The sequence below is a fragment of the Campylobacter sp. RM15925 genome (assembly GCF_012978775.1).
Taxonomy (GTDB): Bacteria; Campylobacterota; Campylobacteria; order Campylobacterales; family Campylobacteraceae; genus Campylobacter_A; species Campylobacter_A canis.
Genome location: NZ_LIWP01000006.1, coordinates 91,721 through 117,355 on the forward strand (window position 1 = coordinate 91,721; position 25,635 = coordinate 117,355).

At 39.0% G+C, this 25,635-nt stretch carries 23 protein-coding genes and 1 pseudogene; 11 read left to right on the forward strand and 13 right to left on the reverse strand.

The annotated features are described in order from the left end of the window. The first annotated feature begins 53 nt into the window (after positions 1-53). Genes pyrG through CDOM15925_RS05320 form a run of 5 tightly spaced genes read left to right on the forward strand, consistent with a single transcriptional unit; the run spans position 54 to position 4,551 of the window. Positions 54-1,712, forward strand: coding sequence for a CTP synthase (gene pyrG / locus CDOM15925_RS05300; RefSeq protein ID WP_169941824.1), 1,659 nt, complete (start codon positions 54-56; stop codon positions 1,710-1,712). Next, positions 1,702-3,273, forward strand: coding sequence for a single-stranded-DNA-specific exonuclease RecJ (gene recJ, locus CDOM15925_RS05305; RefSeq protein ID WP_169941826.1), 1,572 nt, complete (start codon positions 1,702-1,704; stop codon positions 3,271-3,273). The genes pyrG and recJ overlap by 11 nt, the downstream gene beginning before the upstream one ends. Then, the gene (locus tag CDOM15925_RS05310; RefSeq protein ID WP_169941828.1) at positions 3,270-3,698 is read left to right on the forward strand and encodes a hypothetical protein; all 429 of its coding nucleotides are present in this window, start codon (positions 3,270-3,272) and stop codon (positions 3,696-3,698) included. Before recJ ends, CDOM15925_RS05310 begins: the two co-directional genes overlap by 4 nt. A gap of 26 nt (positions 3,699-3,724) precedes the next feature. Further along, positions 3,725-4,129, forward strand: a complete 405-nt coding sequence (locus tag CDOM15925_RS05315; protein ID WP_169941830.1) for a hypothetical protein — start codon at positions 3,725-3,727, stop codon at positions 4,127-4,129. Between the two features lie 14 nt (positions 4,130-4,143). Beyond that, entirely contained in the window at positions 4,144-4,551 is a 408-nt protein-coding gene (locus CDOM15925_RS05320) for a hypothetical protein (RefSeq protein ID WP_169941831.1), read from the forward strand. Positions 4,552-4,819: 268 nt separating this feature from the next. On the opposite strand, the gene CDOM15925_RS05325 is transcribed toward CDOM15925_RS05320, so the two are convergent. From CDOM15925_RS05325 to CDOM15925_RS05380, 12 genes and pseudogenes are all read right to left on the reverse strand, one after another. Further along, positions 4,820-5,035, reverse strand: coding sequence for a hypothetical protein (locus tag CDOM15925_RS05325; RefSeq protein WP_169941833.1), 216 nt, complete (start codon positions 5,033-5,035; stop codon positions 4,820-4,822). Between the two features lie 53 nt (positions 5,036-5,088). Continuing rightward, positions 5,089-5,721, reverse strand: a complete 633-nt coding sequence (locus CDOM15925_RS05330; RefSeq protein ID WP_169941835.1) for a protein-L-isoaspartate(D-aspartate) O-methyltransferase — start codon at positions 5,719-5,721, stop codon at positions 5,089-5,091. 9 nt (positions 5,722-5,730) lie between these two features. Beyond that, on the reverse strand, positions 5,731-6,501 hold the full coding sequence (locus CDOM15925_RS05335; RefSeq protein WP_211436679.1) for a carbon-nitrogen hydrolase family protein: 771 nt from the start codon (positions 6,499-6,501) through the stop codon (positions 5,731-5,733). Continuing rightward, positions 6,488-7,510: a ribonucleotide-diphosphate reductase subunit beta gene (locus CDOM15925_RS05340; protein ID WP_169941837.1), complete on the reverse strand. Its 1,023-nt coding sequence runs from the start codon at positions 7,508-7,510 to the stop codon at positions 6,488-6,490. The genes CDOM15925_RS05335 and CDOM15925_RS05340 overlap by 14 nt, the downstream gene beginning before the upstream one ends. Before the next feature lie 149 nt (positions 7,511-7,659). Then, positions 7,660-8,442, reverse strand: a complete 783-nt coding sequence (locus CDOM15925_RS05345) for a hypothetical protein (protein WP_169941839.1) — start codon at positions 8,440-8,442, stop codon at positions 7,660-7,662. A 254-nt stretch (positions 8,443-8,696) separates the two neighbouring features. Beyond that, a complete protein-coding gene (locus CDOM15925_RS05350; RefSeq protein ID WP_169941851.1) occupies positions 8,697-10,322 on the reverse strand; it encodes a flagellar hook protein FlgE in 1,626 nt (541 codons plus the stop codon). 3 nt (positions 10,323-10,325) lie between these two features. Further along, entirely contained in the window at positions 10,326-11,045 is a 720-nt protein-coding gene (locus CDOM15925_RS05355; protein ID WP_211436680.1) for a flagellar basal body rod modification protein, read from the reverse strand. 20 nt (positions 11,046-11,065) lie between these two features. Further along, a complete protein-coding gene (fliK, locus tag CDOM15925_RS05360; protein WP_169941853.1) occupies positions 11,066-12,529 on the reverse strand; it encodes a flagellar hook-length control protein FliK in 1,464 nt (487 codons plus the stop codon). Between the two features lie 111 nt (positions 12,530-12,640). Then, complete coding sequence (locus CDOM15925_RS05365; protein WP_169941854.1) at positions 12,641-14,629, reverse strand: TonB-dependent siderophore receptor; 1,989 nt, start codon at positions 14,627-14,629, stop codon at positions 12,641-12,643. Between the two features lie 166 nt (positions 14,630-14,795). Continuing rightward, on the reverse strand, positions 14,796-16,691 hold the full coding sequence (locus tag CDOM15925_RS05370; RefSeq protein ID WP_169941856.1) for an iron ABC transporter permease: 1,896 nt from the start codon (positions 16,689-16,691) through the stop codon (positions 14,796-14,798). After that, positions 16,688-17,521 carry an ABC transporter substrate-binding protein gene (locus tag CDOM15925_RS05375; protein ID WP_169941858.1) on the reverse strand — a complete coding sequence of 278 codons (834 nt, stop codon included), beginning with the start codon at positions 17,519-17,521 and terminating at the stop codon, positions 16,688-16,690. The genes CDOM15925_RS05370 and CDOM15925_RS05375 overlap by 4 nt, the downstream gene beginning before the upstream one ends. Before the next feature lie 257 nt (positions 17,522-17,778). Beyond that, positions 17,779-18,285 (reverse strand): annotated as a pseudogene (locus CDOM15925_RS05380) (ABC transporter ATP-binding protein); the annotation flags it as partial. A 151-nt stretch (positions 18,286-18,436) separates the two neighbouring features. Here CDOM15925_RS05380 and typA point away from each other — a divergent pair. The 6 genes from typA (at position 18,437) to CDOM15925_RS05410 (ending at position 24,939) form a co-directional block, all read left to right on the forward strand. Next, positions 18,437-20,245 carry a translational GTPase TypA gene (gene typA / locus CDOM15925_RS05385; RefSeq protein WP_169941862.1) on the forward strand — a complete coding sequence of 603 codons (1,809 nt, stop codon included), beginning with the start codon at positions 18,437-18,439 and terminating at the stop codon, positions 20,243-20,245. Positions 20,246-20,478: 233 nt separating this feature from the next. Continuing rightward, positions 20,479-21,042 carry a LemA family protein gene (locus tag CDOM15925_RS05390; protein WP_169941864.1) on the forward strand — a complete coding sequence of 188 codons (564 nt, stop codon included), beginning with the start codon at positions 20,479-20,481 and terminating at the stop codon, positions 21,040-21,042. A gap of 11 nt (positions 21,043-21,053) precedes the next feature. Then, on the forward strand, positions 21,054-22,430 hold the full coding sequence (locus tag CDOM15925_RS05395) for a DUF3137 domain-containing protein (RefSeq protein WP_169941866.1): 1,377 nt from the start codon (positions 21,054-21,056) through the stop codon (positions 22,428-22,430). A gap of 141 nt (positions 22,431-22,571) precedes the next feature. Continuing rightward, positions 22,572-23,129 (forward strand): LemA family protein, encoded by a 558-nt coding sequence (locus tag CDOM15925_RS05400; protein WP_169941868.1) that lies wholly within the window; start codon positions 22,572-22,574, stop codon positions 23,127-23,129. Between the two features lies 1 nt (position 23,130). Next, the gene (locus tag CDOM15925_RS05405; protein ID WP_169941870.1) at positions 23,131-23,994 is read left to right on the forward strand and encodes a DUF3137 domain-containing protein; all 864 of its coding nucleotides are present in this window, start codon (positions 23,131-23,133) and stop codon (positions 23,992-23,994) included. 135 nt (positions 23,995-24,129) lie between these two features. Continuing rightward, positions 24,130-24,939 carry a hypothetical protein gene (locus tag CDOM15925_RS05410; protein ID WP_169941872.1) on the forward strand — a complete coding sequence of 270 codons (810 nt, stop codon included), beginning with the start codon at positions 24,130-24,132 and terminating at the stop codon, positions 24,937-24,939. A 64-nt stretch (positions 24,940-25,003) separates the two neighbouring features. On the opposite strand, the gene CDOM15925_RS05415 is transcribed toward CDOM15925_RS05410, so the two are convergent. Continuing rightward, entirely contained in the window at positions 25,004-25,564 is a 561-nt protein-coding gene (locus tag CDOM15925_RS05415; RefSeq protein WP_169941874.1) for a sulfate ABC transporter ATP-binding protein, read from the reverse strand. Positions 25,565-25,635: the final 71 nt, after the last annotated feature.

Here is a 25,635-nt window from a genome sequence, read left to right on the forward strand (position 1 = left end):
AATTTAAAAAGCTATAATTAAGCCATTAAAATAAAATCACAGAGGAAATTTCAATGGATAAATCTCGGCAAAAAAAGCTACGCGAAGAGACGAAGTATATATTTATCACAGGTGGCGTGCTTAGCTCGCTTGGTAAGGGCATAGCGGCAGCTAGTATAGGAACTCTGCTTAAAAATACGGGGCTTAAAGTAAGCATACTCAAAGCCGATCCTTATATCAACGTAGATCCGGGCACTATGAGTCCGCTTGAGCACGGAGAAGTCTTTGTAACCGATGACGGAGCCGAGACTGATCTTGATTTGGGGCACTATGAGCGCTTTTTGGATGAGAGCTTAAGTCAGGATAATAACTTTACCACAGGGCGAGTTTATAGCTCGGTTATAGAAAAGGAGCGCAGAGGCGATTATCTAGGCAAAACCATCCAAGTTATCCCTCATATCGTAGGCGAGATCGTTGATCGTATCAAAAAAGCTGGCGAAGGGCAGGATATCCTCATCGTTGAGATAGGCGGAACGGTCGGAGACATCGAGGGCTTGCCGTTTCTTGAGGCGATTCGTGCGCTTAGAGTCGAAGTGGGTCGTAAGCGCGCTATGAATATCCACCTAACGCTAGTGCCATATATCAAGGTTGCAGGCGAGCTTAAAACAAAGCCGACTCAGCACAGCGTAGGCGAACTTCGTCGCATAGGCATAAGTCCTGATATGATAATTTGCAGAAGCGAACAGCCGTTAAACCGCGAGCTAAAAGACAAGATCGCATCAAGCTGCGGTGTCGAGAAAAACTGCGTTATCGAAAGCGTCGATAGCCAAAGCATCTATCAAATTCCGCTTACGTTTTTAAACCAAGATATACTAAGCCCGATAGCTGAAATTTTAGATCTAGGCGAGCTTGAAGTAAACATGAAAAACTGGGATAGTCTCGTTAAGCGCATAATAGCGCCTACAAAAGAGACTACTATAGCCTTTGTCGGTAAATACGTCGATCTTAAAGAGAGCTACAAAAGCCTTACGGAAAGCATAATTCACGCGGGCGCAAATTTGGACGCAAGAGTGAATTTAAAGTGGATTGATAGCGAAAAAATCGAGGCTGAAAATGTTGAAGAGCTGCTAAAAGACGTTGATGGCGTACTTGTGGCGGGCGGATTTGGCGAGCGCGGAGTAAGCGGCAAGATGCAAGCGATAAAATTTGCTCGTGAAAACAAAATCCCGTATCTTGGAATTTGTCTTGGTATGCAGCTTGCGATGATAGAATTTGCAAAAAACGTGCTTCATTTGGAAGGAGCAAATTCGGTTGAATTTGATAAAGAGTGCATAAATCCCATAATCTATCTTATCGATAGCTTCATAGACGCAAACGGCGAAAAGCAAATTCGCACTCACCAAAGCCCGATCGGAGGCACGATGAGGCTTGGAGCTTACAGCTGTGAGATAAAGAAGGATTCGCTTTTAAGCGAGATTTACGGCGGAGCAAAAGAGGTAAAAGAGCGTCACAGACATCGCTACGAAGCCAATCCGAAATATAGAGGCGAATTTGAAAAAGCTGGACTTATCGTAAGCGGAGAGAGCGACGGACTAATCGAAGTTGTCGAGCTAAACTCTCATCCTTGGTTTGTAGGCGTGCAGTTTCACCCTGAATTTACATCTCGCCTAACCAACCCAAATGCAGTGATTTTGAATTTTATCGACGCGTCGATAAAAAATCATGTTAAGTAAAAATGACATAAGGGAGTTACTGAACGAACGTTTTAGCAAGGATTTGCATAAAAAGATTTCAGAAATTCCCACGCCTGATGCGTTAAAAGATATCTTTAAGGGCGCAAATCGCATAAAAGAGGCGATAATGCGCGAAGAAAAGATCGTCGTAGTGGGTGATTACGACGTGGACGGAGTTATCGCAAGCGTCATCATGGCTGAATTTTTCGATGATTTGGGAGTTAGTAACTATTTTGTGCGCATACCAAACCGCTTTAGCGACGGATACGGCTTAAATGCGCAAATTGTTGAAGAGGTAAGAGACGCAGACCTCATCATAACCGTTGATAACGGTATCTCTGCGACCGAAGCGGCTGAGGTTTGTAAAAAATACAAAATTGATCTGATTATAACAGATCATCACATGCCGCCTGAAATTTTGCCCGATGCTTACGCTATCATAAATCCAAAGCAAAAAGACTGCCCTTTCCCAAATATCGAAATTTGCGGCGCGCAAGTGGCTTGGTATCTGGTAGGTGCGCTAAAGGATGTGCTAAAGATTGAATACGATATGGCGAAATTTATCGATCTTTTAGCGATTGCGATAATTGCTGACATGATGGAGTTAAGGGATCTAAACCGCATGCTCGTTAAGCTTGGCATAATCAAGCTAAATTCATCTAAGCGCGCCGCATTTACGGCTATTAAACAGTTTTACGGCAAGGATAAATTTGAGTGCGATGATATAAGTTTTCTCATCGCTCCTCTTATAAATTCCTCAGGAAGAATGGATGATGCGATAAATTCGTTTAAATTCTTACATACTAAAAACATAGACGAAGCCAACTTATATCTTGACATGATCGTTGATTTTAACAACTCTCGTAAAGAAGAGGAGAGAATGCTTTATGAGTGCTCGTTAAAAGATGTAAAAGAGGATGAAAATATCATCGTAACATGGGGCAAGGACTGGCACGAAGGCGTTATCGGCATAGTCGCAAGTCGCCTTGCAAAGCACTTTAAAAAGCCTGCGATCGTCTTTAGTATCGATGAAAACCGTGCAAAAGGAAGCGCAAGAAGTGTCGGCAAGGTTGATATACTATCTCTTATCGCAAAGCATGAAGAGCTTTTAAGCGGATACGGCGGGCACAAAGGCGCTGCCGGTATAGTGATAGATCCTTGCAACTTAGAAGCCTTTAAAACGGCGATAAATCAGGCTTGCTTTTTGATGGATATGCATGATTTTGTTAGCTCCGATGAGCTTTTAGGGGAGATAAGGGCTAGCGAGATTGACTTTGAATTGCTTGAAATTTTGGAATTTTTCGAGCCTTACGGACAGAAAAACCCGCGTCCGCTCTTTAGGCTAAACGAGGTCATCGTCAAAAACAAAAAGCTTATCGGCAGAGAGCAAAACCACTTAAAGCTTATCTTGCAAAAAGAAGGTAAGAGCCTTGAAGCACTGTTTTTTAACTTCGATAGGCAGCCTCACATCGGAGATAGTATAAATTTAGTCGTTTCGGTCTCTAAAAACTCGTTTCGCGGACTTATCACGCCGCAACTTTTGGTTAAAGAGATAGTTTGAGACAGAAAATGAAAAGAGCTGTTTTAGCGGTATTTTTAGCGTTTTCTAGCCTAAATTTTGCTTTTGCCGATAGCAAGTTGTGCGATAGTAAAGATATGAAAGAGATGCTTTTTAAGCTAAATAAAAATGCTCCCGAAAAGATAGATGACTCCGTAACTCTTATGGGTGCTGAGTGTAAAGAGGGCGTGCTTACTTATAAATATGAGCTAAAAGATAGCGCAAATTTTAAAATTTTAGAGTTTAAGGCTGAGGATATCGAGAATTTCAAATACAAGCAAAGCGCTATCCTTGGAGTTAATTATTGTAACGCATTTAGAGGACTTCATGCTTATACGCAGAAGGTTATTTGGCTATATGAGTTTGGTGGCAAAAAATTTGCAGAATTTGGATATACACCAAAGGATTGCAAGTCGTATGTGCGCTAAGTAAAATAAATTTGAAAGGATACGAGATGAGAAAATTTGGTTTGGCACTGCTTTTAGCTATGCTTGGCGTAAGTGGCAATGCGGCAAGTTGCGATAGCGAAGAGATGAAGGGTATGGTTGAGAGTGTAAATAAAATTTCATCTCAAAGGATAGATAGCGTAACTACGGTTATCGGGGCTGAGTGTGAAGACGGAAGCTTGAAATATCTGTATAGATTAAACGACGATAAGGAGGGCGGCATAGAGTTTTCTAAATTTGACGAAACGCAAAAGCAGGCCTTTTATGATACGCAAAAAAATATTCTTAACCAGATATATTGCACCTCTTTTAGACAGCTTTGGGAATACTCAAACGGACTTATTTGGTATTATGAATTTAATGGCAAGGAATTTGTCAGGTTCGAATTTAAACCAAGTGATTGTGACAAATAAATTTAAGGATATATATGAAAAAGGCAAGTTTGTTTTTGGCATTTGCGGCTGCTAGTTTGTTTGCTAGTGATCCTATTTGCGACTCTGATGATATAAAAAGTATGGTAAATAGCCTAAATTCCAAATCTCCCATGAGGGTTGATGTCGTAACTACGCTTATGACTACCACTTGCGCAAACGGCAAGCTAATGTATTTTTATACTTTAAATGATGATGTGGATATCAAGTGGGATAAGTTTACGCTTGAGCAGATCGAACATTTTCGCAAAGGTCAAAGCGCAATGCTTAAAAACCAATACTGCACCAATATAGATTTAATCTCGCTTCGTGAAGCGGTTTCGGGTCTTGTTTGGATATATAAAACTCCTTCGGGCAAGAATATCGCTAGGATTGAGGCGTCAAACGACGATTGTAAAAAATAAATTTTCAGCCATCGTTACGGCTAAAGATAGTTTAAATTTATGTTTTTTCTCAATTTGCCCATTAGTTCTTTTGGAATTTAGCAACGAATTTTGTTTGATCTATAGGTTTTGTGAATAGAATTTGAGATTAAGTAGTTGTTTGTTTAAATAAGTCGATAAGCTACTAAATTTGAGTTTGATTTCATACTAATTTGTCTACATGCATAAATTATGAAAATTTTATAAAAGTCAAAGAGCTATCCATGCTCCTTGACTTAAAAAAATAGATCTATTTTTTATCTTCCAAGCGATCTAAATGCTTTTTGATGAACCCGTCAAGATCCTCTTGTTTTAAGATAGTTTTGCCAAGCTTTTCCTTGCACTCTTTGCCGATCTCGCAAAGCACTTTACGGTTAGCCGCACTTTGGGATTTACCGTGTTTTGCAAGTATTGAGTTTAGCTCATGCTCTTCTGAGAAGTTGATTAGTTCGCGATCTGTTGCCATTTTAGCCCCTTGTTGGAAATTTGTGCATTAACTATACACTTTTATTGTTAATATTACTCTCTGCCTTTTAAAAGCGGCACAAACATGCACTCATCAAGCTTCGTTTCGCGGATATTTCCATTGTCGTCTTTTTGAAATTTGACGATGTATTGTTTGTCTCCTTTTTTGATTGGAGCAACCAAAATTCCGCCATTTTTAAGCTGATTAAACAAATTTTGCGGCACGCTTTCAGTCGCTGCCGAGAGCAAAATTCTATCATACGGCGCATAGCTTTTCCAGCCGTTGTTGCCGTCATCATATCTAACGTGGATGTTTTTGATGTTAAGAGTTTCGAACCTCTTTTTAGCTTCGGTTGCAAGCTTTTCTATCCTCTCCACGCTAAAAACCCTGTGAGCCAGCTTTGCCAAAATGGCAGCCTGATACCCACTTCCGCATCCTATCTCAAGCACATTATCAACACCGTCCGCCTCAAGCGCCAAAGTCATCTTGGCAACCGTTAATGGCGAGCTTATCCACTGATTGCCGCTTATGGGCTGCGCATCAAGTTTATAAGCGTGCGTGCTGACCGGAGCAAAGACCCCTCTTGGAGTTTGCCTTAGTGCTTTATAAAGTTCCGGCGACAATATCAGCTCGTCAGCTATCTCGTCAGCCATAATAGTACATTTTGAAATTTCTAATCCAGTCATATTTTTTACCTATTTTCCTATGCTTTGCCTAGCTTTTACGATGAGGTTTTTATCAAATTTCACCTCTTTTTTGAACTCACCGCTTGGCAAAAATACTCCGCTAAATTCCAAATCAAGCGAGCTTGATGCCACAACAAAGCAATTATTAACTATTGCTAAAGCCTTACAAAGCGTCATATAAGCTTCTTCTCTGGCTTTTCCCCACATTGCCGGCGCTAAGATTATGTCACACTCTTGTAACTTTACCCAAAATTCCGCAAATCTAAGTTCAAAGCAGATTAAAACACCTATCTTTATATTGTAAAACTCAAAAATTCTTATGCCCTCTTCACCTCCTGCGTCAAATTTTTCATCTTCTAAATTCGGCTTAAACAGCTTGTATTTGGCTTGTTTGTGAAAAATTTCAGCCGAATTTAAAAGCAAGAATTCGTTATAAATTTTAGTTCTTTGTTGGCTTTTTTGACTTTGTTTTTTAGCCTCGTCTTCGTGCTTGAAGCTTGTTAAGTGCGTAAAGCCAAGAAATTTATCCGCCTCAAGCGCTTCTTTAAGCTTTTTTATAAGCTTGCTATCAAGCTTATCAAGTGTGCTTGTATCGTTTTTGCTCTTTAAAAGACCGTCAAAATCATATCCGCTTATACAAAGCTCACTAGCTAAAATGAGCGAATTTGAAGGCGTGTTTTTAATAAAATTTGCCAATTCTTTCAGTCTGCCTTCATAATCCTTTGCAAAAAGCGTAACTGGAACCAAATTTAATTCACAAATTTCGTTAGAAATCGTCAAAACTCAAGCTTCCTTTTGAGTAGTTTGTGACTTTTCCTTCAAAGAAATTCGCCTTTTGATCGTTAAATTTAGCAAAGTCATCAACCCATTTTATCGGATGGGAAGCGTTGTAAATTTTGTTTAGCTTGATCGCTACTAGGCGCTGATCGATTAGATAGTGGATGTACTCTTCAATTATCTCGCCCGTTAGCCCCATGATCTGATTTTGAGTGATGTATTTACCCCACTTTATCTCAAGCTCACCGGCTTTTTTGAACATATCATAAATTTTAGCCTCGATTTCAGGAGTAAAGAGATCCGGGCGCTCGTTTCGAACCGAATTTATCATGTTTTGAAAGAGCAGCAGGTGGGTGATCTCGTCGCGCTGGATAAATCTAATCATCTGCGCGCTTCCAAGCATTTTGCCCGCACGAGCTAGTGCATAAATCGCCATAAATCCGCTGTAAAAATAAATTCCTTCTAAAATTTGATTTGCCACCATCGCAAGCAAGAGCTTTTCATCGGTAACCTCTCCTGCAAGCTCTTCGTATACGCTTGAGATGTAGTCGTTTTTCTCGCGCAATACGTCATCGTGCTTTTCCATCTCGTAGATAAGATCGGTATTATCGCAAATCGCTTCAACCATAACAGCGTAAGATTTACTGTGGTTTGCCTCCTCATACGCTTGGCGCGCTAGACACGCGTTGATTTCAGGAGCCGTGATGTATGGGTTGATGTTGTCTGCGAGGTTGTTTGTCTGAAAGCTGTCCATAGAGATAAGCTGGCTCCAAACCAGATCATACATGCGCTTTTCGGCTTCGGTTAGGTTGTATGTGTAGTCGCGCACGTCATCGGTTGTATCGACCTCTTTTGGAAACCAAGTATTAGCTTCCATCAGATCCCAAAGCTTAAGCGCCCATTGGTATTTGGCTTTGGTGAAATTTAAAATTCCGTGCGGATTACCGTTAAAAACGCGCCTGTCGGTTAGCGTTTCATCTGAACTCGGGTTGTAAATTCTTTTTCTTTCCATAGTTTATCTTTCATCTGAATTAAGTTGTGATAAAGATTTTATCTAAGATAAAATTTAAAAGCCTTTAAAGGCTTTTAAATTAAGCCCTAGAGTTATTTTCATAGGGCTGTATAATCGGAAATTATAAAAATTTATTTAGTATTTCTGTCTTAGTTGCAGCGATAAAGACCCGCTTCGCCACGAAGTGAAAAATAGTGTAAATTTGAGTTTGAAATTTTGGCGTAAAATTCTCTTGCCTCTTTAAGCTCGCCTTTCTTTTCAAGCTCGCTAGCATTTTTAAGAGCGCTAATTAGTTCGTCATACTCTTGCTTTAAAGCCTGGGATAAGCCTTCTTGCAAGATATTTTCGCCCAGTTTTTGCTTGGCTGAAATTAGATAAAACGCAGCAGTTGCAACTTCTTTTTTTATATCGTCACACGACTTGAATTTATCCTTTTGCATAATCTCAAGCATGGAAATTACTTCCTGTAGATAGTTTAAAGCACAATCTATTTCTAAATTCGCTTGCTTTAAAGGCTCTTTTGAAGGCTCGTCTTTAGTTTTTGGAATTTGATTCTTGCAACGATAAATTCCCGCTTGTGCAAAAAACTTGAAGTATCCATCGTCGGCTTTAGCAAGCAGCTCCTCGTATAGCTCTATGGCGGTTGTTAATCTATTTTGATTTTCTAGGCTGATTGCCTCTTTAAATATCCAACCCAAATTCTCAAATTTTATTCGTTTTTCTTCGCTTCCGTCAAGTCCTTTACCCATGCTTTCATTTAACTCGGGATAAATTTCATATATCTTTTTTAACGCGTTATAGACGTAAAATGATGATTGTAAGGTTTTGATGTCTTTAAAATCTTTATTTGTATCAATTAATCTGCCGGTTGCTTGATTGATTTGTATCTTTACCTCTTCAAGATATAAATTTATCTTTTCAAATTCTTCCATTTTTATCCTTTTAGATTAAATTTACTCTTTTAAAAAGAGCTAATATATAGATGTATATATTTAATAAGTTATTTTACATATCCTATCTCTTGGCAACTTTCTTGCCGATTTGCTATTATAATGAAAATTGGTATCATAATTTTACAAAATCAAGTCTTAGCTTGGAATAAATTTATTTTATATTTTTAAGTTTCAATTGAAATTTATAAATTCGGCGAATATAGCGCTTAGCTAAACTCGCCGAAAGAGAGGAGTTATCTTCTTAAATTTATCGCCGTTTTTATCATATCATCGCTTGTTGTGATGCTTTTTGCGTTTGCGTCAAATGCCTTTTGTATGGCGATTACTTCGGTTAGCGCTTGGGCTAAATTTACATTTGACTGCTCCAGCGTCGAGCTTGCGACTTTTGCTCCGTAGATACTCTTGCCGCTTTTATCTTTGTAAAATATTGGTGCACCAGAATTCGCACTTTGAGCGTAGATATTTTCGCCAAGCTTTGCTAATCCTTGCTTGTTTTGAAAGTGATAAAGCGCAACCTTGCCTACGGCTATTGATTTGCCGTTAGTAAAGCTTGCGAGGATATTTCCGCTACTGTTTGTGAAATACTCTTTGAGAATTCCTTCCGCTGCGCCGTCTTTGGTTACGGATAGAGTTTTTGCTCCTGCACTGCTTGTTAGCCCAACGTATCCTGCCGGAGTTTGCGAGCCAAAGTCGATTTTTAGAGGTGTTCCTCCATTACTAAGCCCGCTCAAAGTGTGTGAGATGAGCGTGCCTTTATCACCAAATACAAATTCGCCCTTTGAAGTTGAAAGCACGCTTTTATCGGGTGCTGTTACGGTAGCTACGGCTTGCCAGATTGTTTGGTTTGCGCCTTGAGGGATTTTTTTCGTAAAATCAATCGTAAGGGTGTTTTTCTCGCCGTTTGGTCCGTATAGTTCGGTTACGAATTTCTCTTTGTTTGCCTTTTCCTGTATGGTTGTTAATGTTGCGCTTATGCTAAGAGGTTTGGTAAGATCAAACGTCGCAGGTAGCGGCTCGTTTATGACCCAATTGCCCTCTTTATCAAGCGCGCCTATTACCGAAGTTTTGATCCCGTTTGCGTCGGTTAAATTTACCCGCACCATATTGCCCTCTTTTGGCTCGAATATAGTGTCGCTTTTTTCTACTTTTCCGCTTAAATTTATCCTTCTTGTGGCAAGATCTACGTTGCTTACGTAACTTTTTTCATCAATCGGCACTTCGACTTGCTCTTTTATGATGCTTGAGTTTAGGTTGCCTTTATAAGAAATTTTTGTCGTTACTTCGGATGGTAGATATAAAAAATCAGGCAGTTTTATTTTGCCTTGAGAGGCGATATCTCCAAGCTGAAGATCGCTTGCGGCAGCTAAGGTATAAGCCTCAAGATAAGGCGTTATAGAGTGGGTTTTGCCAAAAATTTGCAGAGCGTTTTTGCTAGGAGTTACGCTAGTTAACGGATTTTGCACACCTGTTACGTATCTGCCGCTATTATCTACCAAATACCCTTCTTTATCTACGCCAAAAGACCCCGTGCGGGTGTAGTAAGTCTGCCCATTTCTATCAAGCACTCCAAAAAACCCGTCACCTTGTATCGCCATATCAAGCCTGTTGTCAGTAGCTATCATCGAGCCTTGTTTGTAAAAGCTAAGAGCGGTAGTTTGTCTGGATGCTCCAAGCCCAGCTTGATCGGTTGTCGGCTTGTTGCCCGCGCTTATGACGCTTTGATAAAAGATGCTTTTAAACTCAGGGATAGAAGCCGTAAAGCCGACATTGTTTATGTTTGAGATATTGTTCGCCCAAACGTCCATGCCGAAATTTTGCGTCTTAACTCCGCTTACTCCGTTATAAAAGCTTCTTACCATCTCTTATCCTTTTTTAGGTTCGGTAAATTCTTTAATCGCGCTTAAATTTACATATTGCCCTGCGATTTTTACCTGCGCTTCTCCATCGACAAATCTAATCGCTTCGACAGGGTATGTGCCCGTGCCGCTGTTGTGATCTTTGCCGTCTTTGTCTTTGTAGGCTATCTCTACATTATAAACGCCCGCTTTTACTTCGTTGCCGGAGTTGTCCTTGCCGTCCCACTCAAGGGCAAAAACTCCCGCTTTAGCGTCTTTAAAGGTCTGCTTTCTTATGACGTTTCCTTCTTTGTCTTTGATAGTGTAAGTGCCTTCAGTGGCGTCTTTTTCGAAGTAACCGTTAAATTTAATATTAGTTGATTTATCGGTTTTTACTATTATGCTTTCGCCTACGTTTGCCATCTTGCCAAGAGCCGAAACCGCATACATACTTGTACTCATCTTAAGCTGATCTGCTAGCTTTTTCATCATCTGGTTTGTGTTTTCTTGAGTTTCAAGAGTGGCAAGTTGGGATGTCTGCGTGAGCATCTTTTCGCTATCCATAGGACTTGTCGGATCTTGGTATTGAAGTTCTGTTAAAAGAAGTTTCATAAACGCATCCTTATCAAGTTGCGCTCTAGGATTTGTTCCGTTTGCTTTAGCAAGTGCTTCAGCCTCTTTTTGCGCTTTCATTTTGTCGATTGTGAATTGATTTGAGCCTAAGCCGTTATTGATATTTGTAGCCATATTTTTTCCTTTTTTGATTATTAAATATACTTCGGTAACACGATTTCAAGCATAGGACTTTCGGCTATCTCCATGCTTTCGTTTTCTGTTAATTTTGAACCTTTATATGCTTTGCCGCCTTGATCTTTTCTTTGATTTTGATCGCTAAAATTCATCTCAAGCTCGGTAAAGCCCATATTAACTAAGCTCGCTTTAAATTCCGCCTGATTTTGCAAAAACAAATTCATGGTTTGCGTCGTGGAATTAAAATTTATATGCAGGTTGTTTCCGCGATTTACCATCGTGATCTCAACCTCGCCTAAATTTAATGGATTAAGCGTAATGTTAAAGCGCATAAAAGGCGATTTGTAAGCTTCAACCTGCTCTTTTAGAGTAGTGTTAAAGTTATCAAACGTCTGTTTTACAAGCTGTAAATTTTTGCTTTGGCTTCTTGCGTTTTGCATTATCTCACGCACCATGGAATTTAGCTCGCTTTCGCTGTTTGAGCTACTTTGTTCTCCGCTAGTTTCGCTTTGTTCTCTTTGGGGATAAAGCAAGCTTTGCAAATTTACCTTGCTTGTATTTAGGCTTTTTTCGTCTACTTTTAAAATTTCGGATTTTGAGATATCTGCTTTTATGGACTCTTTTTGAATTTCTTTTTGTATGTTTTGAGCCACTGCCTCTTTTGTCGTTTCGTTAGTTGCAATGCTTTTTGCTAAATTTCCATTTGAAATTTGAACTTGGGCGGACTTTAAATTATCCACTTTTGGAGTCTGCTTATCCCCTAAATTTGAGCTTAAATTCGCTCTTGCTTCGTTTGCTATTTCTTTTGAAATCTCTTGCAGGAGCTTATTTAGCTTAACGGGCTGGGTATCGTCTTTGCTAAGCTGCAAGGCTTCTTCGACTTTTGCTTTTAGCTCCATGCTATAAATTTCAGCAGGTTTTACCGGTAGAAAAAATTCTTTTTTGCCTAAATTCGGAAATTTAGCGCTTAGTTCGCTAGCTTGCTCTTTGCTTATCGTTATCTTTTCAAGCCCTAAATTTAGCTTTTTAGCAATGGCAATTAGCTCATGGATATTTTTTGCGCTCTTTAATTCGTGAATAGTCGATTCATTTGAAAGAGCTTTGGCAAGCGGAGCGGTGAAATTTGGAAATTTGGAAATTTTCTCGCCACCGTTTAACATCTCAAGGATTTGCAAAAGCTGCATAAACGTAACGTTTGTAAAAAGCTTGCCCGCCTCTTCGTCGCCTAAAATTTCTTTTACGTTTATATCCTCGCTCTTTTGCTCGGATTGCGCTCTTTTTTGAGCCGACATATTTACGGAATTTACGATATTTTTTATATCTTTTTCATCTAAATTTTCGCCCTTGCCCACTGCGGACTCAAGAACCAAAGATAGAAATTCGCCGTTTTCTTCGCTGCTTGAGTTTGTATTTGGCTGCTGCCTAATGCCGCCTGCTATACTAGCGTCAAACGAGAGAATTTTGCTCTGGGAAGTTTGCATAAATCGCCCCTTTAAAATTTAACTTCTAAAGTATATGCAAAATTTGTTCCAAATATTAAGTAGAGTAAGACCTGTGATCTTGGAAGAATACCTCGATCACAGGCTTAAAAATTAAAATTTATATTTCGCCGTTAGCGTGGCTCTTGCACCCTCGCCATAGTAGCAATAATATCCGTCACAACCGGTAAAATACTCTTTATTTGTTAAGTTGTTTACATTTAAACTAAGAGTAAATTTTTTGGCGTAATCATACTCCGCCATTGCGTCAAATAGAGTGTAAGAAGAGTTTTTAAAGCTGGAATTTTGACCGTCTGATGTTGAGCTGGTATATCTTATACCCGCACCTACTTTTAGCCCATGGTTAGAGGCTAGATTGAACCTATAGGTTAGAAACGAAGATAGAGTGTCTTTTGGCATCATTGCCGTTGTGGCTACTATCTCGCCCTTTGCACCGCCATGAGTTTTTGTATTCGTATAGTGTGTGTAGGCTAATAGCCAGTTTAGATTATCTGTTAGATTTGTATTCGCGCTTAATTCATAGCCCTTGCTTGTTTGCTTGCCTGCTTGAGATTGTATATATAGACCTCCGACCATACCTCCTACTAGAGCATTTTTCTCTTCTATGTCAAAGTATGATAGGCTGAATTCACTATCTATAAATTCAGGTAGATACTTTACGCCCGCCTCATATTGTCTACCCTCTATAGGTTTGTATCCGACTGCACTATTGCTTCCGACTACCGGAGTAAAGCTTTCCGAATAGTTAAAAAACGGCATTAGTCCAATCTCTGAAAAGTTATATAAAATTCCTGCTTGATATGTAGTTTTTGATAGATCGTAGTCGTTTTTAGTGCCTAAAGTATCTGAATTCTCTTTTAATTTATCGCGGCGAACAGCTGAGGTGATTATTAGATTATCAAAAAATGTCGCTTGATTGTTTATATAAAAACCAAGCTGACTTTGATCCACTATGTAGTCATACGGAGCAGTTGTTCTTGCTACTATAGGTCTTTGTCCGATAGCAAAAGGTGTTATGCTATCAAATCCATATTTTCCGTTAGCTTTGATCTTGCGATAGTCTGTGCCTATAGTTAAACTATTTTTAAAATTTTGACTATCAAAGTCATACGTTAGACGGTTGTCAAAGGTATGGGTATTTACGTCCGCGTCTATTTGTGTGCGTCCAAAAAAGCCTACATATAGCGTAGCCATTTGCTCTTTTTCTTCTCTATTAAATTTATAGCTTGATGAAAATTTGAAGCTATCGTTAAATTTATGCGATAACTCATACCCTGCTGAATACTGCTCTCTATGCAAAAAATCGCTTGCAGAGCTAGTATTGTCTTTTCTTGAGCTTTTTTGCACGCTAGGATACGGATAAAAGCCCGTTACACCCGTGCCTTTATCTTTTGTATAGCTAGATAGAAGTGTTAAAGTTGTCTCATCTCCTATTAAAAAGAGCAACGACGGAGCTAAATAGTAGTGTTCGTTTTTTGTGAAATCCATATCTCCGTGCTTTTTCTCGTAATTTCCGACTAAGCGAAATTTTACTTTGTCGGTAGCCAGATTATCGCTAACATCAAAAAACACGCCTCGCTGATTTTTATTTCCGAGTTTAAGACCGACTTCTGCAAACGGGGTATTTGTCGGGCGTTTGCTAACTAAATTTATAACACCGCCCGTGCTGGAAGCACCATAAAGAAGCGAATTTGCACCCTTTACGATCTCGATACTCTCAAGTCCGTAAAGATCGTGTTGGGCACCTAAATATCCGCCCTTATACGGAGTTGAGCCGTCTAGCGTAACGGTTGCGTTAAATCCTCTAAGCTTAAGCCAATCGGTAGTATCTAAGTCTGTACCGTAAGGATTGATGAAGCCAGCTTCGTATTTAACAGCATTATCAAGTTGAGTTGCGCCTTGTTCGACTATCTTTTTTTCATCTATTACGGTGGTAGTTCCGGGCTGCATAAACTCTATCTTGCCGCTTCCTTTAGCTACCGAGCCTACGACTGAAATTTCATCCAACTCAACACTCTCTGCTGCTAGTAAAGCGCAAGCACTCAAACTAAGAAGCAAACCGCTTCTAAAACTATTTTTCATTAATTCTCCTTTTTAAAATTTGTTCTAATCTATCAAATCTATTTTTATAAAACGGTTGTAAGAGATCTTTTTGTATCTCCTAAAATTTTTAACTTTATAAATAAAGCCGCTTAAATCATCTTAAAAATAGAGTTGATAAATTTATCCTCCTATAAAAATTTACAATTTACTTTAATCTCCTAGTCATTATCACAAAATATATGCTTCCGATAATAGTAGCCACAAGTCCCGAAGGTATCTCGTAAGGGCTTATCAAAGTGCGTCCTATAAAATCCGCCGTTACCATTAAAATTCCACCTATTAAAAGTGCCGAAATTATGTGTAAATGTATTCTATAAAATCCTAAAAACGAAGCTATATGCGGAGCTAGTAACCCAACAAAGCTAATAGGTCCGATACTTAAAGTCGCAATCGCACTAACAAAGGCGCAAATTAAAAATAGAATAATCCTATACTTGGTCGTATCTACGCCTATACTTGACGCACTTGCCTCTCCAAGAGTGAGTATAGAAATCTCGCGCGAGTAAAATAGTGCCGCCCCTAGTGCAAAAATCGCTACGGCTATCATCGCCAAAGCCCAAGATAAAGTAACAGAATACGTGCTTCCGGAAGAGTAGGAGATGAAGTTGTATATCCTGCTGTCACCCGTAGCTAGAAGTATCTTTTCAATAGAGCTTACAAACGCCATTATGGCAATGCCTGTTAGGATAACTTTTTGCGGTAGCATTTTGCTCTTATAATTTATTGCTACCATAAATCCAAGCATAATGCACGCTCCTATTACGCCAAAGATTATGCTCATGGCGGGCATAGTAAATATCGCCGCTAGCACGCCCAAGCTAACGCCAGAATTTATACCTAAAAGCTCCGGAGATGCCATGTCATTTTGACTAAGACGCTGTAAAATCACGCCTATCACACCCAGCATCGCACCGCTTGTAAGTGCCGCTATTACCCTGCTTATACGCACGCTAAATATATCAAAGACAAAATCGTAAGAACCAAAAAATAACGAAACTAAACAGATAGCTATTAGGCTTACGCCTAAAGTCGGCAATATAAATTTACTAACAGGTTTTGCAGGGGTTTTATCCTCGCTTTTTGCTGCGCTTTCTCCTTGTTTAATACTATAAAATACGAGCCATAAAAGAAGAGGAGCACCCAAAAATGCACTTATGCCGCCAGCGGGTAAATTTATCCCGCTTAAATTTAAGATGATGATTAAAATTTCATCGGTAACGCCAAGTATAAGTCCGCCACATAAAAATGCCGATATTAGTTTGATGCCAAAATTTCTAAATTTAAAGCGGTCTATAACCGTATAAGCCCCAAGTCCGATAAATCCTATGATGCCTACGTATGCCACTACTACGGCGGTAAGATAAGCGGCTATTAAGAGTCCTATGATACGAAGCAAATTTACATTTACTCCAAGCGATTTACAAGCGCTATCGCCAAGCATAAAGAGATGAAAAGAGCGTGAAAAATAGGCTATCATAATAAGTGCCGGGATAAAATAAGCCATCATCATTAAAAGATTATAAACCCCGTCTTGTGCGAGATCCCCACTCATCCAAACGGCTAAAAAGAAGCTCTCTTCTTGAAAAAATAGCATAAGCAAAGTCGTAAGCGAGCCAAAAAATAGCCCTATGATAAGCCCCGAAAGCGTCGTAGTAAATACCGAAAATCCACGCCCCAAAGAGATTAAAAATAGTATAAACAAGGCTGCTGTCGCTCCGATAAAGGAGTTAAATACGCTATTAAAGCCTAAATTTGGGAAAAATAAAGCTCCCGCCAACAAGAAAAATCCCGCCCCGCTACCAACTCCGAGTGTGCTATCACTTGCTAGCGGATTTTGCGTGATCTGCGCCATGAGTGTAGTAGCAAGAGCTAAAAAGCCCCCGCTTAAAAAGGCAACCGCAATACGGGGTAGGGTGTAGTTAAGCACCACCAGCTCTTTTATCTCGCTTGGTTGTGTATTTAAAGCGTTTATTTGAGACGATACGGCAAATACGGCTAGAGCGATAAAAGCTGTAAATAGAAATACAAAAAGACTTTTCATCTTAGTCCGTCTAGTAGCATGGTGGCAAATCTTTGCATGGAGATAAACCCACCCGCACTCCACACAGGCTTGATTTTGATATAATCGTTAAAAAACCCCAAAGCTCTGTAAATTCCGTTAAATTTAATTTCCCGCTCAATATCCACGGGATTTGGTTCAATCACGACCAAGCGAGTGTTTTTGGGTATAGAAAATAGCGACGTAATAGGGATTGTGGCTATACCCCAAAGATTAAAGTCAAATTCGTCACCAATCGCATTTTTAAGCCCAAGCTTTTCTAGGCTTACCCCGTAAATGCTGTTTTTCCCGTAAATTCTAACCCTTTTATTGTCTACAAATTGCACAACAGCAAAGGGTCTATCTCCGAATTTGATAAATTCATTCAAAAGCTTTTCAAAAAACTTCTCATGCTGTTCAATAAGCTCCTTTGCTTTACTCTCTTTATCGATTATTTTAGCTATTTTGTTTGTGGCTTTTATCAAATTTTCATACAAATCTCCTTCTTTATATGCGTCTATTACGGCTATATTTGCATATTGGACTAGAGTATTTTTGTTAAATTCAAAAAATGAGGGGATGATGATGACGTCTGCTTTAAGTTTTATTAGGTTTTCTAAATTCGGCTTCATTCTAAGCCCAAGATCAATAACCTCTTCGTCCAAATTCGGCTCTTTTACCCAAATTTTATAGTTTCTTTTGTCGCCGATTGCCGCTATTTTATACTCAAGAAAGCTTAAAATTTCAGCCGCCGTCCAATCAACGGCAACCACTCTTTTTTCACTCGCAAAGGAGACTAGGCAGAGTAAAAGTAAAAATAAAAATTTACGCATCAAAATACGGCTACACTCTGGTTTTTAGCAGGATGAGTAATAATACTAGCCTTGATACCGTAAATATCTTCTAGTCGATTTTCATTCATCACGTTTGAAGCCCTATCGTTAAAGATCACTTCGCCTGATCTAAGAGCGATGAGTCTATCGCAGTAAAGTGAAGCCAAATTTATATCGTGAATGACGATTATCACGCCCTTTTCTAGCTCCTTGCAAAGTTTTGATATGAGATACATAACCTCAATTTGATAGGATATATCAAGCGGAGCTAAAGGCTCGTCAAGCAGCAGAAATTGACTTTGCTGGGCTAAAAGCATAGCTAAAAATAGTCTTGATTTTTCTCCGCCTGAAAGCGTTCTTACCTCTTGATCTTTAAATTGAAGCGTCTTTGTCGCTTCAAGGCATTTTAGCACTATCTCTTCGTCTTTTGATCTATCTCTTACAAATCCGCTTTGATGAGCGTATCTGCCCATGTTTACTAGCTCAAAGCCGTTTAAATGAGAGGTATCAGGTAAAATTTGAGGTAGATAGGCTAGCTTTTTAGCAAATTCCTTTGAGCTGTATTCTTTGATATTTTTGCCATCTAGTCTTACTTCTCCTCTAAAACCTTTTTGTTGATTGGCTAAAATTTTAATAAGCGAGCTTTTTCCTGAGCCGTTATGTCCGATGAGTCCATAAATTTTACCGCTTTGAAATTCCAAATTTAATGAGTGTAAAATAGTTTTTTGATCTATCGTTAAACTTAAATTGTGTGTGGTTAGCATAAAAAATGATGCCTCTGATTATTTATAAAAACAAATGATTATAATGAAAATTAATTTAATTTAGAATTAAAGCTAAAAACCACTAAAACAAAATTTTAGCCTTTTTTGGATAAAATCGGCTGTTAGTTTAAAAAATAAACGGAGAGAAATTTTGGAAAAGATTAGAAATATAGCCGTCATCGCGCACGTTGATCACGGCAAGACGACGATGGTTGATGAGCTGCTTAAACAATCAGGCACATTTAACGAGCATCAAAACGTCGGCGAGCGTGTTATGGATAGCAACGATATCGAAAGAGAGCGCGGTATAACGATCCTTTCAAAAAACACCGCGATAAAATACAAAGATACAAAGATAAACATCATCGACACTCCGGGGCACGCGGACTTTGGTGGTGAGGTTGAGCGTGTGCTAAAGATGGTTGACGGTGTGCTTTTGCTCGTAGATGCGCAAGAAGGCGTTATGCCCCAAACCAAATTCGTCGTTAAAAAGGCTCTTTCTTTGGGTCTTCGCCCGATAGTCGTGGTAAATAAGATAGATAAGCCCGCAGGCGATCCTGATCGCGTAGTAAATGAAATTTTTGATCTTTTCGTGGCTCTTGAAGCAAATGACGAGCAGCTTGAATTCCCTGTTGTTTATGCAGCTGCTAGAAACGGTTATGCAAAGTTAAATTTAAGCGATGAAAATGTCGATATGAAGCCGCTTTTTGAGACGATTTTAGCGCATGTACCTGAGCCAAGCGGAAATTTGGAAAATCCTTTGCAGCTTCAAGTTTTCACGCTTGATTATGATAATTATGTGGGCAAAATAGGTATTGCGAGAATTTTTAACGGCAAAATTTCTAAAAACCAAAACGTAATGCTAGCCAAAGCGGACGGTACGAAATCAACGGGTAGAATTTCAAAACTCATCGGATTTTTGGGGCTTGAAAGACGCGATATAGAAGAAGCCGGAGTGGGCGATATCGTAGCGATTGCGGGATTTGACGCGCTTGACGTGGGCGATAGCGTGGTTGATCCAAATTCGCCTATGCCGCTTGATCCGCTTCGCATAGAAGAGCCTACTTTAAGCGTAGTTTTTTCGGTTAACGATAGCCCGCTTGCGGGAACGGAAGGCAAACACGTAACGTCAAATAAGATTGATGAGCGACTTGCAAACGAGATGAAGACAAATATCGCGATGAAGTATGAAAACCAAGGCGAAGGGAAATTTAAAGTTAGCGGGCGCGGCGAGCTTCAGATAACGATCTTGGCTGAAAATATGCGCCGAGAGGGCTTTGAATTTTGTCTTGGCAGACCCGAAGTAATCGTAAAAGAGATCGAGGGCGTAAGATGCGAGCCTTTTGAGCTGCTTGTGATAGACGTGCCTGATGAATTTAGCGGAACGGTCATAGAAAAACTTGGTCGCAGAAAGGCTGAAATGGTCTCAATGAGCCCTACGGGTGACGGACAAACCAGAATCGAATTTGAAATCCCTGCGCGCGGACTAATCGGCTTTAGAAGTCAGTTCTTAACAGATACCAAAGGCGAAGGCGTGATGAATCATAGCTTTTTGGAATTCCGCCCGCTTAGCGGAAGCGTGGAGCAAAGAGGCAACGGCGCGCTAGTTTCTATGGAAAACGGCGTAACGCTTGCGTATTCGCTATTTAACCTGCAAGATCGCGGCGTGCTTTTTGTCGATCCGCAGACTAAAGTTTATGTCGGCATGATAATCGGTGAGCATAGCCGTCCAAACGACCTTGACGTAAATCCTATCAAAGGCAAAAATTTAACCAACGTTCGTGCGAGCGGAAGCGATGATGCGATCAAGCTTGTTCCGCCTAGAAAGCTAAGTCTTGAGCGCGCTCTTGAATGGATCGAAGAAGATGAGCTAGTCGAAGTAACGCCTGTAAATATTCGCGTCAGAAAACGCTATCTTGACCCGACTATAAGACGCAGAATGGCGAAATCAAAAGAGTAAAATTTATTTTTACCGAGTTGAAATTTAAATTTTAAGCCTGATAAACTATCCTTGATAGCTTTGGTTTGAAATTTAAATTTTGCATAATAAAAACGTTTCAAATTTTTCTTTAGTCAGCTGAAATTTAACGCATATAACTTTTTGTAATCCTTATAATTTAAAAGCGTATTATTTTGTATATAAATAAAAATATTTTCGTTATACTTAAATAAAATCTTTATAAGGAGGCGGAAATGGAAATTGTTGCGATTTTGGTACTTTTCGCGGTTATAGTGCTTTATATCATAAATCTTTACAACTCTTTGGTTGCTAAGCGAAATCAGGTCTCAAGCGTTGAAGCCAGTGTTGATGCGCAGCTAAAACGAAGGTATGATCTTTTACCGAATTTAGTCTCTTCGGTGATTCAGTACCTTACTCACGAACGAAGCGTTTTGGAAAAGATAACCGAGCTGAGAACACAGGCTCAAAATGCATCTTCAAAAGAGCAAAAATTTGAGCTAAACGGTCAAATTTCAAGCCTCTTGCCAAGTATTAAAGCGGCATTTGAGGCTTACCCCGATCTAAAAGCAAACCAAAACATCTTGCACCTACAAGAGAGTTTAAACGAGATCGAAGAGCAAATTTCAGCTGCAAGGCGGGCTTATAACTCGGCAGTTGAGAGATATAATAATGCTGTAGAGATGTTTCCTTCAAACATAATCGCAAATTCTATGAAATTTGAAAAGGCGGTGTTTTTTAATATCCCCGAGGAAGAGACGAAGGTTCATAATGTAGGCGAACTGTTTAAGCGCAGCTAAAAGGATATAAAATGCAAAATCAAGAAAATAAAAAGCCATCAGGCGGGCTTATCAAAAAATTGCTTAAGGGCGTAGGCATAGTTATAGGATCTTTTATACTTTTTTTAATTATTCTAAGCGTGCTACCAAAAACGATATTCGGATTTTCTTCGATGAGTATTGTCGCTTATCTTATCTTGGGGTTAATTCTATTTTTTATAGCCAAGCCGTTTTTCAAATACACTCCTAAAAGCCAAAAAGCGCAAAAAATTTGGAATATCGCAAGGATAGTTGTGCTTGCGGTGTTGGCTATCTCGCTTTCTTTCGGTATTGTAGGAGCGCTAGTTCCTGAGCAGTCTCAACACATGGTCGCTCAAATCATATCTTACGCTTTGGCGGGAGCGGGTCTGTTTTATGTATTAAAAAGAGCCGCAAAGTATAAGCAAAAGAGCGTTGCAAGCGAGGAGCTGGCTAAAAATTCCATAAACCAAGATGATCTAGCTAGGTTATCTCAAAGTAGAAATTTAGACCTTGTTAATGAGCTTGAAAATTTGGAAAAAGAGCGTTTGCAGCTTTTAGCTACCATGCAAAAGTCCAAAATCATCTCTATCGTTGTCGGCGTTGTTGCATTATTGATAACTTACTTTATAGATGAAAGCTATGCAGGTCCTGTGGGTGTAGTAGTGTATGCTCTTACGAATTTTATGCTTACCGAAACCAAGGAAAGAGAGTTTAAAGGGCGCTTTAAACAGCAGATTATAAGCGCTATAGTCCAAAGTTACGGACTTAGATATAGTCCTTCAGGCGGGGTCGGTCTTGATGATTTCTTGCAGATGTATAAAATTAATGTAAATAAACATGAAGTAGAGGACTTCATTCACGGCGAAATAGACGGAGTAAGCGTCAAATTTAGCGACTTTGTCGCCTATGAAGATATGAACAAAATGACACTTCTTAGAGTGGAAGGAGACGAGGAATTTACAGTAAGGTTTAAGGGTGTTATCTTTGTAGCCGACTTTAATAAGCAATTTAGCGACGTAACGGTCGTAAACCATAAAGAAGAGTTTATGCTGAATTTGTACGGACATAAGGTTTATATGGATAACGTAAAATTTGAGAAGATGTTTAATACATACTCAACCGATGAAGTAGGCGCCAGATATGTTCTTAGTCCGCTTTTGATGGAGAGACTAGAGGAGCTTGGAGCTAAATTTAACGCTCCGCTAAGCGCTTTGTTTAAGGACAATAAGCTTTATATAGCGGCTAATACCGGGCGAGATCATTTTGAAGCTAGCTATCATCACTCTTTTGCAAACAGCACTACCATAATGCTTTATGAAAACGAGATAAGGTTATTTGCCGATATCGTAAAAGAGCTTAAATTAAATAGAAAAATTTGGACTAACTAGGCTAAATTTCATAATACAAGAGGCAGATTGCAAATTTGCCTCTCATGCTTTTAAGGGGTTATTTTTAATAATAATTAATTATAATTTTTAACTCTATTTTTGATATACTTTATTGAAAATTTTAAACAAAAAGGATGAGAGATGTATTATGCTTTAGGGGCTTTTGTTGCCCTTGTTTTGGCTTTTGTGCTTATATACAACTCGCTTGTAATGAAGCGAAATCAAGTTTCAAATATCGAATCGGGAGTTGATACTCAGCTTAAGCGTCGCTATGATCTCATACCAAATTTAGTAGCTTCCGTAAAAGAGTATCTGGTGCATGAAAAATCCCTTTTAGAGCGCATTACCGCACTTAGATCAAGCGCGCAAGGAGCTATGACAAGCGAGCAAAAATTTGATCTAAACAGCCAAATTTCAGGGCTTATGCCGAATTTAAAAGTTGCGGTCGAGAACTATCCTGAGCTAAAAGCAAATGAAAATATATTAACTTTACAAAAGAGCCTAAACGAGGTCGAAGAGCAAATTTCAGCAGCCAGAAGGGCTTATAACGCCGCAGTTACGCAGTATAACAATGCCGTTGAGATGTTTCCTTCAAATATCGTTGCAAATTTGATGAATTTCAAAAAGGCGGCGTTTTTCAAAGCTCCTGAAAATGAACGCGCAAACCATAATGTAAGCGAGCTTTTTAAACGTGACTGATTTGGCTCTTTTGGAGCTTGAGCGCAAAAAAATTAACGCCAAACTTACTCGTATGAGGATACTGATAGCTTCTATCAGCCTCTTTGCCGGCGGGGTTTTGTATAACCTTACGAGCGATATATCTCAAAGTGTGTTAGTTTGTGTCGTCTGTTTTTTTGGTTTGCTTGGATTTTTTAAAAATATGCTTACCGAGGATTTTACGAAGAAATTTAAGCAGCAAGTGATACAAAAGATAGTTGAAAATTTAGGGCTTAATTACAGTAGAACGGAATTTGTGCATATGGGGCATTTTGAGGTGCTTTACGATACTTCTGATATCGATAAATACACTGGCAACGACTTGATATTTGGCCATGTGGATGGCGTAAATATCAAATTTAGCGATGTGCGAGCGTCAAAAATTATCGAAACTAAAAACGGCAAAAGACAAAGCGTGCAGTTTTTGGGCGTAGTTTTTGTAGCGGATTTTCATAAGAAATTAAGCTCTGTAACGCAAATTAGGCACAAGGATTTTTCTACCAAATTTAAAAGATACGGGCATAAAGCTCATATGGACGATGTGGAATTTGAAGAGATATTTGATGTCTATACGACCGATCAGATTGGCGCTAGATATGCTCTAACTCCTTATCTTATGCAGCAGTTTAAGTATCTTGAGCGCAGGTTTAACTGCCCTATGAACGTCGTTTTGATAGCCGATAAAATTTATATGGCAATTGATATGGACAAGGATAGTTTTGAGCCTGATATGTCGCAGATGTTAGTCGGCAAAAGCAAAGCGATCGCGGGATATGAAAACGAGATAAAAAGCTTCATAAGTATCGTCCGCGATCTAAATTTAAACCGTAAAATTTGGATGAGTTAGCGTAAAATTTGTATTTATTACGAAGACCGTTTATGCTACTGAATTATTGCTTAGATGTATAAATTAGCTTAAATTTATTAAGTTTGCTATAATTGGCTTGTTTGTCAAGTAAAATCGTTCTTGCAAGGAGGATTTATGAAAGCAACGGTCATAGATAACGATACTATTGTTACTGATGACGGTAAATACTACAAATTCAGTGAATATGATTGCAAAAACGCCATAGCCGCTATCGGCGATAGGGTTCGCTTTAAGCCCGAAGGCACTCAAGCTAAAAATATATTTATTATACAGCTTGAAGATGAAAGCAAGCCGGCTGAAAATGATCCTCAAAAAGAGCCCCAAAGAAGCGAGCAGACGATAAAAGCGGCAAGAGATTACGAATTGCTGTCAGTTGCTAAATGGCAAGGAATTTTATCCGCGCTCTTGCCTGCTTTGATCAAAATATATATAGTGTTTTTTGATGTTTTTGGCAAAAAGCAAGAGGTCCTTGAAGTCGTTGCGATTACGTCGGGGATGATACTAACTTATTGCGCGTTAAAAAATATCGCCACGATCTCGCAAAGCCCCGATATACACACTAATTACGCTAAATCTATGTTTATTTTGATCGGTTTGTCGGTGGTTATGATTATAGCGTCAAGCTTGATGCTTGAATTTGCAAATTTGATAGTAGCGGTTAAGCTTGCGGCTTTAGCTTTGCTTATATATGTGTTCATGATTCAGTTTAACGTATTTTCCGAGCTTGCACGTCTTACTCGCAACGGGCTTTTTAGGAAATATATCGTGTTTTACTTTGCCGGCTTTGTGATGGTCGTGTTGGATTTTTTAAGCTTTTTTGGCGGAATTTTTCTGCTTGTTAGCTTTTTTATCTATATTTTTGCATGGAAAGGCACTTTTGAGGTAGTGGATTTTAAAAGCGACGATCATTTTGTTTATAGATAAATTTGAAAATGACTGCAAATTTATGGCTTTAGACTTGATGTGCGAGTGATAAATCGCCAAGTTTTTACCGCTCGTAACGTTTTAAAGATGTTTTATAAATTTTAGCCTCTTTATCGTTGCTTGCGATAAAATTTTCAAAACTCTCGCTTGTAAATCTTAAAGGCTTTTTATCTATCTCTCTTCTTATCCTTTGGCTTCTAGAGCCAAAATTTTCTTGATCTTCGGAGATTTTAAGTGTGAAATTTAGCTCGTTGATGGCTGAGTTTAAAATTTTACTCATGCACCGTCTTGGTCCGAGGATAAATTCGCTCTTGTTTTCAGGATAAATTTGTCTTAAAGATCGGATAAGCACTCCGCCAAATTTGCCATCTTTAGTTGCAAAGCAGATATCAAAGCCAAAGTTGTGAAAGAAAATTTCACCCGCTTTTGTGCTTCTTTTATAGACGTTTTTATCTTTGCTTGATAGATAAATTTCAATCTCTGCGAAGGCAAATTCAAGCTCGGAAATTACAAGAGTGCGGTTTATTATAAGATCTTTCATGAATTGCTCTAAAAATTTGTCTGAAATTTCACCGCTTAAGTCCAATTTTGAAAAGTAGTTTTTTAAATTCTCATCGCCTTTCAAATTTGCCTCCGAATGATAAATTTAAACTAATTATACTGCAAATCAGTAATATGAGATTAATATATTTTTGA